This window comes from Candidatus Trichorickettsia mobilis (genome assembly GCF_034366785.1).
Classification (GTDB): domain Bacteria; phylum Pseudomonadota; class Alphaproteobacteria; order Rickettsiales; family Rickettsiaceae; genus Trichorickettsia; species Trichorickettsia mobilis_A.
Genome location: NZ_CP112932.1, coordinates 535,260 through 549,912 on the forward strand (window position 1 = coordinate 535,260; position 14,653 = coordinate 549,912).

Sequence of the window (14,653 nt, forward strand, 5' to 3'; positions counted from 1 at the left end):
TATAATTCAACCGAGCGACGCTATAGTTTCGAAAATGCATACACAATTAGTAAACAAAAATAATAGCAAGCTGCATAAACAACTTATTAGAGAACAAATAATTAGAGAACGTAAAGCATTTGATGAATATCAATATCAACAAGCTAATAATAAAATTTACAAAAATACATTGGAAGTAATTAATAATAGATGTCCAAAATTTTTTGGTAATACTAAAGCTTTAGGATCTAATAAACATTATATAGGTCTATACTGGCCACTTAAAGGCGAACCAGACTTATTAAGGATTGCTATTGTCGCTAATAGTTATATAGGTCTACCTAAAATATTAGAAACTCAGCAAATGATATTTGCCAAATATCATTTAGGTGACTCAGTTTCTCAAAGTTTAATACCTAATTTATATCAACCAACAGCAACTTTCGAAGTGTTTCCAGATATTATTATTATCCCTAGTCTTGCGCTTAGTATTAGTGGATATCGCTTAGGATTTGGGCAAGGATATTATGATCGTTACTTAAGTATAATTAAAGCATCTAATGCTGTAATCACAGTTGGAGTATGTTTTCATCAATGGTTAATGGAATATATACCTTATGAAATATTTGATCATAAATTAGATTATGTTATTACTGATCAATATGTAATAAAAACATGAATCTTAGTATATTTGATATAATAGTTTTAACAATTATCACTACATCATCAATGTTAGGAATGTATCGTGGCTTGATAAAGCTTAGCATTAGTTTTGTAGCATTTATGCTATCATTCTTAGCAGCGTATTTTTTATATCCTTTTGTAGAATTAATATTAGTAAGATATCTTGATAGTGCTGTAGTGATCATGATTCTTAGTAGTATCAGCTCATATCTTATATCGTTACTTATATTAGGTGTTGTTACAGCAAAACTTCATATAATGGTAGAAAATATTAGTGGAGGAATTGTTGATCGATTTCTTGGATTAGTAGCAGGATTTATTAGAGGAGGCATCATTGTTGTAATAATATTTGTAATTATTACAATATTAGCTTCAACTAGTTACCTAAAAGCAGAAACAATGGCGGATATTATCCAACATTGTGATAGTGAAAAACATCCAAAATGGTTGACTAACTCTCTGACCTCACCTTATCTTGAACAAACAAGCAGTGGCTTAATATCTTTTATATCAATTAGTTTCTTAGAATCTATTAAGTTACCAAAGCCTAATAAAACTATGAATGATAGTATAAAGTTAGATAATACAGGAAAGTATAACAATACAGCACCTAAATACCAGATTAATCCGGAGTTACAAGATGCTTTAGAGCGCGAGTTAGATGATTTGCTAATACAGTAAACAGTGATTTAGTAAGCCTTTGGAATTATAAATTAGGTGGTACCCGCGGCCGGACTTGAACCGGCAAGGGCTTACGCCCCACGGATTTTAAGTCCGTTATGTCTACCATTCCATCACGCGGGCACAATAATATATAATAGTTATATAGTTAATGCGAGCTCTAGAGCTTAAATTTAAACACAGCGATACACTAACTAAAAAAAAATAAAAGAGCAAGTATTTTATCGATAATTTAAGCTTTATGAGCAAATTTTTATAACATAAGAAGCATTTGGAAATAGCTTAGTTACCAGATTTAACTATAACTTCTACGGTTTGTGGATCAGCATTTTCAAATAATAACTGCAAATTAAATTTATCACCCACATTTAGCGCTTTTTGTAACTCGAAGAGCATAATATGCATTTTACCTGGCGCTAGTGTTATAGTACTCCCAGCTGGAATAACAATGTTATCTATCTTTATCATCCTACTCACTCCAGTCTGATCGACAAAACTATTGTGCAGTTCAATATTATTAGCGATAGTCGCTGCTGCACTTATAAGTTTATAATCTTTATCTGAATTATTCTTTATAGCTAAATACGCCGCAGAATTACCTTGAGCAGACATTGATGGTCTAGCCCATGGAGATGTTATTTCTAGACCAGTATGTTGAGTAGTTTTTGAATTTAAATCAGCAGCAAAAATGTTTGGTATAAAAGATAGAATAGCTAATAATAATAAAATTTTTTTGTACATATTAACGTCACTCACATATTAAATTTACGATAACTATATTATAGAATTGATCAAGCCAATACAAATAATTATTCTATTATTTTTGCCACTTGTTTTACAATATCCTGTGGTACATTGATACCAAATTTTTTGCTGCGTTAAGATCAAGGTACAACTCGGTGCTTTCTGAGAATCACAATTTAGTAGCTTCGTTATTTTAACCGCCGGTTATAAAAATATGCTGATCTTGCAATTATTAGATATTATAATATAAATGCGAAGCAATATTTAGCTTCGCAGATTCTTTCAAGTTTATTATTTATCAATAGGAGGAAATCATGAAAGCGCTGTTATTTAAATTATTTAATATTAAACAAGAAATAAATTTGGGTATTTCTATGCCAGCATCAGCAAACACTATGGGTATTCCAGGTGGCAATATAATGGAAGGCGCATTTTGGATCTGGAAATAACTAACAGCCCTTTATTGTATTTAGATCAATAAAGGGCAAGGAATATTAATGGATATTTAGCATCATGTATCTTCACTTTAGCGAACATATTTATTCTGTCTATTATAATAACGATCTAATTCTGTTAGATATACAGCGAGATAAATATATCATTTGTAATGAAGAAGTTAAAAAGTCTCTAGATATTGCTCTGAAACATGAATTACATTATTCCTCAGGAATATACTTGCCAACGATATTAGCTGACTTAATAATTGATAGAAAACTTAAATTTTTACCTAATAAGTTGAAAGCATTAGCACTCCAATATCGTTGGACTTATTGGGAACTGATCTGGAAAACAGTAAGTATTTTATATAGACATCTTTTCAAGCAACAACAAGTACTGCTTTATTATAAAATTGCTCCTTGGTATGCTGAACCAGAACAAATTAAAAAAATTGCAAGGAAAATCGTCAATTACAATCAGTTACTTGGTGATACTAGAACACCGGGTAAGTCTATGCAAATGCAGCTGCTAACCATCACTCTAGCTAGTACTCTAATTAATTTAAAAGGAGCGAATGTCTGTAATTTTTTTTCCATTTCTGACTCAGCCAATAATTGAATTAGCGCTTTCAATTAATAGCTATGATTCATTTAATTATAGTTATAACAGTTATGTATTTAGGCGTGAAATAAGCAATTTTTTTAATAGCGATGCAGTGTGGCGTAAAACTAAAGGGCAGACCACTGGAGTCTTTCAACGAAGTTTAGTAGAAAATCGAGATTATATTCTAGAATTATGTTTAAATGGGTTTGTTGCTAAGGCCGGGCTAATTAAGTCGAAGATTTTAGAAAAGTATATTTCACGAATAAGTAAAGGCTTAACAGATTATCAATGGTCGCTAATTCATCTATTATGTTATGAAATCTTCGTTGGCTGTTGGCAGAGCTTATTATGAAATTCAAAGCTATTCTAGTTAAGCTAATACGAATATTGTGGGATGGTAATGTTAATCAACGTATAATTATGTTGCTTAGTTTATTGTTAGTTTACCTTTCATCAATAGGGATAATTGCAGTACCGCTGTTATTTAAACATGCTATTGATTTATTACAGCAACAAGCAAATACTAATGAAGCATCATCTCCACTATGGATTATGGCGATATTATTAGCTTATGGATTATGTTGGATTTTAAATCAGAGTTTAGATTCTCTACGTACCTTTTTAGGATTCCGCTTTATTTCTAAAGCTTTGACCACACTACTTAGTAAATCTCTGGCTAAAATAATTAGAATGGATTTTAGGTTTCATATTAATAAAAAAAGTGGAGAAATAATCAGCGTTTTTAATCGAATGGAAGCAGGGTTACCTACATTGATGTATAGTATGTTGATTCAAGTAATCCCGCTTGTTATTGAGATAAGTTTAGCAGTAGCTGTTGTGATCTACTTATTTAGCTGGGAATATGGATTATTGTTGTTGGTGACTTTAGTTTCTTATTTAGCTTTTACTATAGTTACCGCCAAAAAAAATATCGAATATCAAGTCGAATATAATCAAAAAGCTAATGAATTCACTGTCTATAGCCTGGATGTTCTACAGCACTATGACACCGTTAAGTATTTTAATAATGAAGATTTCGAAAAGGATCAATTTGATCTTCGACTTAAAGGCAAAGAAGAAGCTACTATTTTCATGTATCAAAGGATGGGACTAATTAACTTGATACAAACCGTCATTGTTGGTAGCGGATTAACCTTAATTACTCTAAAATCTGGTTATGATGTGCTTAATTCCGACATGAGCTTAGGTGGATTTGTCTTGCTAAATACTTATCTAATACAATTTTCAGTACCTATGAGTAATTTTGGTTATATTCTGCTAAATTTAAAGCGTTCATTTATTGATATGCAAGCATTTTTTGATTTAACTAAAGACATGCAATCGACAAAATATTATCCGCAGCAGGATTTATCAATAACTAAACCAAATGTTGAATTTAAAAATGTAACTTACTTAACTGATGATCACCAAAAAATTCTTGATAATATTTCTTTCACCATTCCGTACGGACAAACTATAGCAATAATTGGAGAAAGCGGAGCCGGTAAATCTACTTTGGTTAAGTTACTATTGAAATTTATTGAACCTGCTGGTCAAATCTTAATTGGCGGTTATAATATTCAGCAAATCCCTGAGTCAGTACTGATTAATCTATTTGGGATAGTTCCACAAGATTGCGCTTTATTTAATCGTAGTATTAAAGAAAATATTGTTTATGGCAACTTGAACGCCAGCAATGCTGAAATACAAGATATTATGAATAAGCTGTCTATGCAGCATCTTAGTAATAAACGACATGTTGGAGAAAGAGAGGCCAAAGTGTCAGGCGGTGAAAAACAACGCATTGCTATAGCAAGGATTTTTTAAAAAAAACCTCAGATATGTATCTTTGATGAATTTACTTCCTCTTTGGATCAAACAACTGAAGATAAAGTCCTAACAATTGTAAAGAGGTTATTTAAGCATCAAACTAAAATAATCATTGCTCATAAACCAAGCACAATCGCGATTGCAGATAAAGTATTATACATTAAAAAAGGACAAATAATTCAATAGACCTCTCTCCCAAACTCTACTTTATGCAGGTAATTATAGTTAGGTAATGACAGTCAAATTTGTTTTGATAACAAAATTATAAGCCAGCTATAGTTATGCAAGAGGTCTATTATATTATAGAATTAATCAAACCAATCTAAATAATTATTCTATTATTTTTGCTGCTTGTTTTACAATGTCCTGTGGTACATTGATACCAAGTTTTTTTGCTGCGTTAAGATCAAGGTACAACTCGGTGCTTTCTGGAAATTCCACAGCTGGTAATGCACTATCTGAATCTTGTACGATACGAACGATCATTTTTCCCGTTTGCCACCCTACTTGATATTGATTTGGTCCGAGAGCAGCCACTGCTCCGCTGCCTATCGCATCAGTATCACTAACAAACACCGGTATAGTGGCTTCGTTTGCAGCTTTAATGATACTTTGCATAGCACTCAAAGCTGTGTTATCATTACTGATAAAAATTGCTTCACTACTCACTGCCAGCTTTGCAGCACTTTGTGCTACATCGGCAGTTTTACTTGCGGTTTGTTTGACTAAAGTTAGGTCAAACTTTGGACAAAGTTTCTCCAATTTTTGTACAATACTTACAGAATTTGCTTCACCTGGATTATATAAAATGCCAAGTTTTTTTAGTGACGGCAACAGCTTTTTAAATAACTCCAATTGTGGTTCTAACTGTACAAAATTCGATACACCCGAAATATTACCACCAGGTCTTTGAATGTTATTAACTAGCCCTGCTCCTAATGGATCGGTAACTGTGCTAAATACCATCTTTATTTGACCAAGTTTAGCATATTTAATAAAACTTTGAGCGGCAACAGTGCCAACGCCGACTACTATAGTTGGTGCTTGACCAACAAACTTATTAGCAATCTGTTGTGAAAGTGTTGCCATTCCTTGAGCGGATTCAATTCGTAAATCCAGATTATCATTCACTCTATACTCGGAATTAGCCAACGCTGCTATTATTCCTTTGGTTGTGGTATCTAATGCTGGGTGATCGGTAGTTTGATTAATATATACACTGATTTTCTTTGGCTTATCATTGTTTACAGCAAGAGCTGCTATACTCAACGACCAACAAAAAACTGCAATAATAAAGGTAATAAATAACGATTTTTTCATTTTAGGCTCCTAAATTTATATAACATGAGTTGATATCCTTGGTTATGTTCTTCTCTTAAAAATCTAGCCACTCTACCTATGGTAGTAAGGCTAGCACCGGTAATAGCATGAATTTGTCGATAAGATAATTCATTTTGATCTAGTAGCTGAGCCACTTTCCATCTTTCTTTTAATGCTTTTATTTCTTGTGGAGTACATAAATCCAAAATAAATCTCATGGCTTCATTTTTATCACTTAATTGTGCCAAAGCATCAAACAATTCGATTGTGGTATGATGGTCTGCATCTTTCATTTTAAACTATTTCCTGCTAAAGTGTAGTATCATACTATTACAGTAGTACAATATTGTCAAGACAAAATTTTGGAATATCTTTCAGGCGCTTAGATTTGTAACCTCAGTTCTGTATTAAATAATTTTTTGTAATAGCTGGTTTGGTAGGTTTCATAGAATAAGCAACCACAGTAGAGAGAATATGAACGAAAGCATTCCAAATTGATCTGTGTCTTGTATGTTCGAGCTCAAAAGAATATTTTAATATACTAAAAACGGTTTCAATAATTGAGCGTTTACGCAATAGAATTTTCTCGAATATAGGAATCAACTTATTTTTCATACCTTTCTTTATAACGGTAACCAGCTTTAATCCCCTTTGGTAAAGCTCATTAAAAAGATCCTGTTTTACATAACCTTTATCACTAAACAGTAGTATTAGTCATTGCTGGTACAGGCATTCTATCATCTACATTCTCTTTAGTTAATTTAAGATTTTGAATCTCTCCATTTTAGTTAATCAACAAATGTAATTTTAATCCAAAGAACCAACCCTTTGTAACCCCAACTCTGGATTAGATGAAGGTAAGAAGGTGATGTTTACAAGAAGATCGATGATATAACAATACAATCGTCAGAATCTCCGAATAGCTTATCTCCGGTATTCTAGTAAGTTTTCTACTAATCGGTAAATATGAGTTACTTATTCACTTATCGCTGAATTTTACAAAATCATCGACAAAACAAAATAGTGCGGTTATATCTTTCTTCATGTGATACTCTTGGTTTTATTGCTAAAACTTGTATAGAGTATCTCTAACCCCTTGTAAACATCACCTTCTAACCTTCATCTAATCCAGAGTTGGGGTTTAAAAAATCTAATGAGACCGTATCAGTGATGTCCAATAATATTTCGATATATGTACATTGGCCATTTTGTTTAGCTAAATGTCCATATTGTGATTTTAACTCTCATGTAGCAGAGACTATTAACCATGATGTTTGGTTAAAGTCATATTTGCAAGAGCTTGACTATTTTTCCAGCATTTTTGGCGGTAAATATATAAAATCAATTTTTTTTGGCGGTGGAACACCGTCTTTGATGGAGCCTAGAGTAGTACAAGGAATTATAGAAAAAATATCTTCATTAGCTATTATTAATAATAATACCGAAATTACTTTAGAAGCCAACCCCACTTCATTTGAGATAAATAAATTTAAAGAATTTAAAACATCAGGGATTAATCGAGTATCAATAGGGGTTCAGGCTTTAAAAAACAAAGATTTGTTTAAACTTGGTCGTCAGCATGATGCAGGAGCAGCAAGGCAAGCTATTATCCAAGCCAATAATATTTTTGATAAAGTATCATTTGATTTAATTTATGCTAGAAGTGGCCAAACTCTAAAAGAGTGGCAAATGGAATTAATGGAAGCATGTGAACTTGCTTCTGGGCATATTTCATTATATCAATTGACTGTTGAAAAAGGCACGGCATTTTATAAATTATTTCATGATGGGAAATTATCACTGCCCAATAATGATTTAGCAGCGCAAATGTATGAATGGACTACGGAATACCTTGCGACACAAGGTTATACAAGATACGAGATTTCAAATTACGCTAAAGACTCTTATGAATGTGTGCATAATTTGACTTATTGGAATTACCAGAGTTATCTAGGTATTGGTCCTGGAGCTCATAGTAGGATTATATCCAAGAACTCTGTATGTAGTATAATGATGTATCATAATCCAGCAAAGTGGTTAAGTGCTGTTCTGAAATCTGAGGCTGGTATTCAGTCATCAGCTAATTTAAGTGCAATAGAAGCGATCACTGAATGTGTGATGATGGGACTACGTTTAAAGGAAGGGATTAATATTAAGAATCTTTGGTGGTTAAGCGATTGTGTCGAAATGAAAGATGTAATCAACCTGGATATGGTGAAGTATTATTACAACTTAGGACTATTAATATATTCAGATAAGTATATTTATTTTACTAATAAAGGTTTGATGTTGCATAATTATTTGGTACCAAGGTTATTGGTATCCGAGTATAAGTTAATAAGCTAAATGTTTGTTAGTAAATCAAAGTTTAATATAGATTAAAATTATTGACATTTAGGATTTTATCAATTATTACTCATAATCTCCAGAAAAGAATAGATTCTTCGAAAACTGCATATAAGAAAGGAATTCTTGGAAAAAGAAGGGGAGCACCGCAAGCAGTCTCTTGTTTGTTGCGGAGCGGAGACAAGTTTTGAGTGAGCAAAATTACCTGTTAGATACAGTTTCCGAAGAAGTCTAATAAGGCTACCTTAATTTTAAATAAGTTAATGAGGATATATGAAAGAAAAATTAGATAATCTTTTACAACAAGAAAATGTTGTCTTATTAAGACAAACTTTAGAGGAAACTCCGGAAGCAGGGCTAGTGTGGGTGCCAGAAATTGATCTAAAAACTATTATACAAAATGGGAATAATGATTTAGCGCAGCTTCTCATTGAGAAAGTAACGCATGTGAATGTTAATCAGATTTTAGATAATGGTCTGCCGTTACTGGCTAATGCTATTAATCCGATGAACCTTCCGGTGCCACAATTAGTACAAGCTCTACTCGCAAGAGTTGACCTAGATTATAATGTTCATTTTAACAACACAACTTTATTTGCTTATGCGGTAGAGTATCTGAGAACAGATATAGCACTACAATTATTAACTCATGGACAAATAGATTTTTCTGAGGTAGTAACTTCTGTGCTTAATGCTAACTGGGTTAGTACTATAAGTTTAGCTATTAAGTCTGGCGATCTAGGATTGGTAAACACAATATTAGCCTATCCACAAGTAGATGCGGTATTCTTGAATAATAATGCAGCAAATACGGTATTATTTAATACACCTCAAGCAGTAGCGACAGCATTGGTAGATAAAGGATTAAATGTAAATTTAGATGGAATAATCCAAGTTAATCCACAATTTGCCCAAACTTTAGTTGAACATGGTGTTAATGTAAATCAGCAGGTAAATGGCCAGAAATTGTTTGAATATGCGATTGATCATTTAGGTCAGACTTGCCCAACTTTTGTAGGCGCGATTCTAGCTAGTGATAATTTAGATCATACTCAACAAAATCACACAGAATTATTTGTTTATGCAATTACTCATGGTCGAGTTGATTTAGCGCAGCAGTTGTTGAACTTGGCACAGGTAGATTTGATACAAGCCCCTTATGGTAATAATGTAATTACCGAAGTAATCAACTCTGACGATCTAGGATTGGTAAACACAATATTAGCCTATCCACAAGTAGATGCGGTATTCTTGAATAATAATGCAGCAAATACGGTATTATTTAATACACCTCAAGCGGTAGCGACAGCATTGGTAGATAAAGGATTAAATGTAAATTTAGATGGAATAATCCAAGTTAATCCACAATTTGCCCAAACTTTAGTTGAACATGGTGTTAATGTAAATCAGCAGGTAAATGGCCAGAAATTGTTTGAATATGCGATTGATCATTTAGGTCAGACTTGCCCAACTTTTGTAGGCGCGATTCTAGCTAGTGATAATTTAGATCATACTCAACAAAATCACACAGAATTATTTGATTATGCAATTCTGCATCAGCGGTCTGATATAGCAAAGCAGTTGTTGAACTTGGCACAGGTAGATTTGATACAAGCTCCTTATGGTAATAATGTAATTACAGAAGTAATCAACTCCGGTGATTTGGAATTGGTAAACACAATATTAGCCTATCCACAAGTAGATGCGGGATTCTTGAATCAGAATGTTCTGCATATTGTCAATGCTCAAACATCTACTAATATTGCAGTAGCACTAGTAGAACATGGCTTGCTTGTCGATCACAATGATTTAGTTACTATAGATCAAACTAATCATGATCTAGCTGTACTTCTTGGACAAATACAAAATATTGACCTTTAATACTTTGATAGATAAAAAAGTCTGCATAGAAATATGCAGACTTGACTTTATTATTAAATAAATCTCTGATAGTTATTTACTAACCTCAACTCTGGATTAGATGAAAAGACGACTTTCCGAATACCTTGAGTTATAACCGTTTTGTAGAACTTAATGTCTAGATTATTTTTACCGTTTAATATACTTTTGCATATGTTGTTTGGCGAAGAAACTGGTACATATTTTATGGATGCTACTGCAATTAAAATCTGCCACAATAAAAGACGCTATAGGAATAAAACATTTGCTGGACTTGCCAAGCAAGGTAAGTCATCTATGGGCTTTTTTTATGGATTTAAACTACATTTGGTGATCAATGAAAAAGTTGAATTTATTGCGCTAAAAATGACTAAAGGAAACGTAGATGATAGAGTTCCAGTGCCTGATTTAACAAGGGATTTAACTGGTTTTATATATGCTGACAAAGGTTATATTAAACAAAATCTATTCGTCAACTTATATGGAAGAGGATTGAAAATGGTGCATGGAATTAAAAAGAATATGCCGAATAAATTAATGGATTTAAACCTTACTACGAAAACGAAATATAATTGAAACAGTATTTGATTATTTGAAAAATAAAATGAACCTTGAACACACCAGACATAGATCACCGATTAACGCCTTTGTACATATACTATCCACCTTTATATCTTATTGCTTGAAGAAAAATAAACCTTCAATAAATTACGATTTTGATCTTTCTCTAAACTATGCGCTTATCTCGAACTGAGGTATAACCTTTAGTTTGTTGATCTGATTCGGATATTTACTTTCTCGGCGCATTATTATCTCGTATTTATCAGCATAAGCTTTATCATCATATTTTGCTAAAGTTGCCATGCCTTTAGGGATAGCTTGGATTACTTTTCTAACTGTACAATAGTTAGCTGGCGTTATATTTTGCCCCGCACAATATTCATTAATCTTTCTAGTAATATTTGCAATGCTTATATTTTGCTTATGCAAAAATAGTCCTTCGATAATTCCTTTAGTTTTATTGGTAATTTTACAGTATGTTCCTAAATCGGAACAATGCTTCCTATCTAAATTTTGTAACCCATTCTTCTTGTATTGCGCTATCCATCTCTGTAATGTGCGTAGTGCTGCTTCACTATTAGTAGATATGCTAGATAAGCTACTTTCTTGTTCAAGATATGGCTTAATTATAAGGTATTTACTGAACACATTTTTGGTCATTAGTAAATTCTATTTGCCAATTATATAGTGTCTGCCTTGAAACTTTAGCCATTTTTGCTAGATAAGATACTGAATATTTACCACTCTTCAGCATTCTTACATATTCTTGCCTTATGCTTTTATCTACTGAATAAGTACGACCTTTATATTTACCGAGCTCTTTTGCCCTTTTTACCCCCTCGTAAATTCTTCTATTAATTAAGTTCCTTTCAAATTCTGCTATTGAGCCCATCATATTGAACATTAACATCCCAGTATTAGTACTTGTATCCATTTGCTCTTTTAAGCTTTGGAAATATATAGATCGTTCTTTTAAATCGCTAATTATGCCTATTAAATCTTTCAAGCTTCTACCTAACCTATCAACTGCTGTAATAACTAACGTTTCACCCATTTGAATCTCGCTTAATAGCTTCGTAAGCTCCGGTCTTTTGGAATTTACTCCACTGATAATCTCAGAATAGACTTCTGTACATCCGGCTGTTTTTAATGAAACTATCTGTAAATCTAACGATTCTCGTTGATGCTTAGTTGAAACTCTAGCGTACCCAATTTTCATTTTTAACATCCTAGTTTATTTTTGATTGGGGTGATTGTTAATCATTTTGGTATAAATGTCAAACATAATGCTTATATTTGACATTTATTTGCTTGACACTTATATTTTATAGTTTGCGGTTTTTTGAAAAGGTGCTTCAATACGGCATTTCCTTAGTGTTGAAAACTTGTACAGTTAGACAAAGCCTTTAATTAGACAGTTTTATTATACTAATAATAATTTAGCTATTAAATTAAAATTTAATAGCATCATAATTTTAGTATCTAATAATAAAATAGCTCTTTAAATTAGCTTGATAGTCAAAGTAATAAATACTATACTAAGTTAGTATGATACTAGTGTATGGTATTATGTAATAGATACAATTGAGACACAATTATGTTAGCTAAATCTAAAATAGTTAAAGGTGGTAAAATCTCTATTCCTGCCATTTACCGTAAATCTCTCAAGCTTAAAGAAGGCGATGAAATAGTTTTTAATCTGAGTAACAATGAACTTACCTTAATTCCTATTAAGACTAACCTGCAAAAAGTGCGTGAAATGATTAATCAGTATCATGATCCAAATATAAGTTTGGTCGATAAGTTAATTCTAGAGCGAAGAGCAGAGGCTAAAAATGAATAAAGTAATATTAGATTCTTCGGCTCTGGTTGCGTTAATTAAGAATGAAGAAGGTAGTTCTATAGTAGAAGAATTATTAGGTAGCATAGTAATGTCTAGCATAAATGTTTCGGAAGTAGCCTCTATTCTATTAGACTCCGAAATGAATGTAGAACAAGTAAGTAAAGCAATTGAGCCTTTTATCGATTCTATAATAGCTTTTGATTTTAAATATTCTATTCTTTGTGCCTCTTTAAAGAAATCAACAAAACATTTAGGTTTATCTATTGGCGACAGAGCTTGCATTAGCCTAGGTATAAAACTTGGGCTACCTATCTATACGGCAGATAAAATTTGGGCAGAGCTTAAACTAGAAAATGCCGACATTAGGTTAATTAGATAAATTATCACATTACATACTTATCTGAAATACATCCACTACTGCGCCATTTAATTCACAAATTCACATCCTAGCTGACAATAAATATTAGAATAACCCGAATTCGGTTTGAATATAGCTATTTAAAAGAAATCGCTAACATTAGAGGAGCAAAATAAGTCATGCTACTCTGCAAAGGTAATTGATAAAGGAGGGATAATAGCGATGAAATTAAGCCATAAGAAGATTGAGACTATAGGTGGAATATTAATGATCGCTGCTATGTGAGCAGCTTTAATCTTATCTAACACTACAAACGTGGTATGAAGTGTTAATAAATAGTCCGATCAAGCTTGGATTTTTTAATTTTACTTTAGAACAATCGTTAAAGGTTATAGTAAAAGATACTTTAATGGTAATATTTTTTGCTTCTTATATAGGGATGGAGCTACGCCATGAATTTCATGAAGGCTTTCTTTCAGATAAAAAGCAGGTAATATTACCTTTTATGGCAGCATTAGGGGGTATAGCAATGCCGGCCATAATTTATTTTCTTATTAATATTAATCACTCAGAAAATTATAGTGGGTTTGCTATACCTTGTGCTACTGATATCGCCTTCGCAATTTGTCTATTTAACTTACTAGGCAGGTCAATACCTTCTTCTATAAAAGTGTTTTTGTTATCTATAGCAATCTTTGACGATTTAGGCGCTATCATTATTATTGCGGTTTTTATACCTCTGGTTTTAAAATACTCTGGCTATGGATAAGCTTACCTTTGTTAATTTGCTTATGGACTTTCTATAAAAAGAAAGTTACGGTGAGCTACTTCTACATCCTGTTAGGTAGCGCCTTAGTTATTTGCTTTCATAACGCGGTGCTCTATTACAACTCTTGCAGGATTTCTAGTAGGTTCTTCTATACCGTTAAACAAGGCTTCTGGCACTCCTTACTTAAAGGAATTGATGAATAGTCTGCACCCTATAGTACAATTTGGTATTTTACCGATTTTCTCATTCACGTCTAGCGGTGTAGTATTTTCAAGTGACCAATTTGGAGAGATGTTTAATCCTATGTGATTGGGGTATTTTTAGGTTTATTCCTAGGGAAACAATTAGGTATTACGTTATCCTCTTATATAGCTATTAAACTAAAATGGGCAGCGCTTCCACCGGACAGTAGTTTTATTTTTATTTATATAGCTTCGGTTTTCGCCGGCATAGGCTTCACCATGAGCCTTTTTATTGGCTTTCTAGCTTTCCCTATATCAATCTTACAAAATTTAGTAAAGATGGGAGTAATAGCAGGGTCTCTTAGCTGTGTAGTAATGGCATAGATACTAACTCTAGAGATAAAGCATATACTAAA

General features: G+C 32.5%; 16 protein-coding genes, 1 tRNA gene and 3 pseudogenes. 13 read left to right on the forward strand and 7 right to left on the reverse strand.

Translation table 11 applies throughout. The features are described 5' to 3' along the window. Positions 1-34: 34 nt before the first annotated feature. Together Trichorick_RS02435 and Trichorick_RS02440 are read left to right on the forward strand one after the other, a co-directional pair. Positions 35-658, forward strand: coding sequence for a 5-formyltetrahydrofolate cyclo-ligase (locus Trichorick_RS02435; protein WP_323738670.1), 624 nt, complete (start codon positions 35-37; stop codon positions 656-658). Further along, positions 655-1,344, forward strand: coding sequence for a CvpA family protein (locus Trichorick_RS02440; RefSeq protein WP_323738671.1), 690 nt, complete (start codon positions 655-657; stop codon positions 1,342-1,344). Before Trichorick_RS02435 ends, Trichorick_RS02440 begins: the two co-directional genes overlap by 4 nt. Positions 1,345-1,381: 37 nt before the next feature. On the opposite strand, the gene Trichorick_RS02445 is transcribed toward Trichorick_RS02440, so the two are convergent. Together Trichorick_RS02445 and Trichorick_RS02450 are read right to left on the reverse strand one after the other, a co-directional pair. Further along, positions 1,382-1,467, reverse strand: a tRNA-Leu gene (locus Trichorick_RS02445). A 159-nt stretch (positions 1,468-1,626) separates the two neighbouring features. Beyond that, positions 1,627-2,085 (reverse strand): copper chaperone PCu(A)C, encoded by a 459-nt coding sequence (locus tag Trichorick_RS02450; RefSeq protein ID WP_323738672.1) that lies wholly within the window; start codon positions 2,083-2,085, stop codon positions 1,627-1,629. A 317-nt stretch (positions 2,086-2,402) separates the two neighbouring features. Here Trichorick_RS02450 and Trichorick_RS02455 point away from each other — a divergent pair, with 317 nt between their 5' ends. The 4 genes from Trichorick_RS02455 (at position 2,403) to Trichorick_RS02470 (ending at position 4,956) form a co-directional block, all read left to right on the forward strand. Further along, a complete protein-coding gene (locus Trichorick_RS02455; RefSeq protein WP_323738673.1) occupies positions 2,403-2,537 on the forward strand; it encodes a hypothetical protein in 135 nt (44 codons plus the stop codon). Between the two features lie 64 nt (positions 2,538-2,601). Further along, the gene (locus Trichorick_RS02460; protein ID WP_323738674.1) at positions 2,602-3,144 is read left to right on the forward strand and encodes a hypothetical protein; all 543 of its coding nucleotides are present in this window, start codon (positions 2,602-2,604) and stop codon (positions 3,142-3,144) included. Continuing rightward, a complete protein-coding gene (locus Trichorick_RS02465) occupies positions 3,101-3,481 on the forward strand; it encodes an asparagine synthase-related protein (protein WP_323738675.1) in 381 nt (126 codons plus the stop codon). Before Trichorick_RS02460 ends, Trichorick_RS02465 begins: the two co-directional genes overlap by 44 nt. After that, complete coding sequence (locus Trichorick_RS02470; RefSeq protein ID WP_323738676.1) at positions 3,478-4,956, forward strand: ATP-binding cassette domain-containing protein; 1,479 nt, start codon at positions 3,478-3,480, stop codon at positions 4,954-4,956. Before Trichorick_RS02465 ends, Trichorick_RS02470 begins: the two co-directional genes overlap by 4 nt. Before the next feature lie 333 nt (positions 4,957-5,289). Here Trichorick_RS02470 and Trichorick_RS02475 read toward each other — a convergent pair whose 3' ends face one another. The 3 genes and pseudogenes from Trichorick_RS02475 to Trichorick_RS02485 form a co-directional block, all read right to left on the reverse strand. After that, on the reverse strand, positions 5,290-6,279 hold the full coding sequence (locus Trichorick_RS02475; RefSeq protein ID WP_323738677.1) for an ABC transporter substrate-binding protein: 990 nt from the start codon (positions 6,277-6,279) through the stop codon (positions 5,290-5,292). Further along, positions 6,276-6,572, reverse strand: a complete 297-nt coding sequence (locus Trichorick_RS02480) for a YerC/YecD family TrpR-related protein (protein ID WP_323738678.1) — start codon at positions 6,570-6,572, stop codon at positions 6,276-6,278. Before Trichorick_RS02480 ends, Trichorick_RS02475 begins: the two co-directional genes overlap by 4 nt. 103 nt (positions 6,573-6,675) lie before the next feature. Continuing rightward, positions 6,676-7,324 (reverse strand): annotated as a pseudogene (locus tag Trichorick_RS02485) (IS982 family transposase). Positions 7,325-7,449: 125 nt separating this feature from the next. Between Trichorick_RS02485 and hemW the strand changes: the two are divergent. The 3 genes and pseudogenes from hemW to Trichorick_RS02500 form a co-directional block, all read left to right on the forward strand. After that, positions 7,450-8,625, forward strand: coding sequence for a radical SAM family heme chaperone HemW (hemW, locus tag Trichorick_RS02490; RefSeq protein WP_323738679.1), 1,176 nt, complete (start codon positions 7,450-7,452; stop codon positions 8,623-8,625). Between the two features lie 273 nt (positions 8,626-8,898). Then, positions 8,899-10,506: a hypothetical protein gene (locus tag Trichorick_RS02495; protein ID WP_323738680.1), complete on the forward strand. Its 1,608-nt coding sequence runs from the start codon at positions 8,899-8,901 to the stop codon at positions 10,504-10,506. A gap of 104 nt (positions 10,507-10,610) precedes the next feature. Beyond that, positions 10,611-11,278, forward strand: a pseudogene (locus tag Trichorick_RS02500) (IS982 family transposase); the annotation flags it as partial. Here Trichorick_RS02500 and Trichorick_RS02505 read toward each other — a convergent pair. Further along, on the reverse strand, positions 11,257-11,745 hold the full coding sequence (locus Trichorick_RS02505; RefSeq protein WP_323738682.1) for a hypothetical protein: 489 nt from the start codon (positions 11,743-11,745) through the stop codon (positions 11,257-11,259). The pseudogene Trichorick_RS02500 and the gene Trichorick_RS02505 overlap by 22 nt on opposite strands. Further along, on the reverse strand, positions 11,723-12,304 hold the full coding sequence (locus Trichorick_RS02510) for a recombinase family protein (protein WP_323738683.1): 582 nt from the start codon (positions 12,302-12,304) through the stop codon (positions 11,723-11,725). Before Trichorick_RS02510 ends, Trichorick_RS02505 begins: the two co-directional genes overlap by 23 nt. Before the next feature lie 378 nt (positions 12,305-12,682). Between Trichorick_RS02510 and Trichorick_RS02515 the strand changes: the two genes are divergently transcribed. The 4 genes and pseudogenes from Trichorick_RS02515 (at position 12,683) to Trichorick_RS02530 (ending at position 14,621) form a co-directional block, all read left to right on the forward strand. Then, a complete protein-coding gene (locus Trichorick_RS02515) occupies positions 12,683-12,928 on the forward strand; it encodes an AbrB/MazE/SpoVT family DNA-binding domain-containing protein (protein ID WP_323738684.1) in 246 nt (81 codons plus the stop codon). Then, entirely contained in the window at positions 12,921-13,307 is a 387-nt protein-coding gene (locus Trichorick_RS02520) for a type II toxin-antitoxin system VapC family toxin (RefSeq protein WP_323738685.1), read from the forward strand. The genes Trichorick_RS02515 and Trichorick_RS02520 overlap by 8 nt, the downstream gene beginning before the upstream one ends. 304 nt (positions 13,308-13,611) lie before the next feature. Continuing rightward, positions 13,612-14,364 (forward strand): annotated as a pseudogene (locus Trichorick_RS02525) (Na+/H+ antiporter NhaA). Continuing rightward, entirely contained in the window at positions 14,361-14,621 is a 261-nt protein-coding gene (locus Trichorick_RS02530) for a Na+/H+ antiporter NhaA (protein ID WP_323738686.1), read from the forward strand. The pseudogene Trichorick_RS02525 and the gene Trichorick_RS02530 overlap by 4 nt, the downstream one beginning before the upstream one ends. The last annotated feature ends 32 nt before the right edge of the window (positions 14,622-14,653 follow it).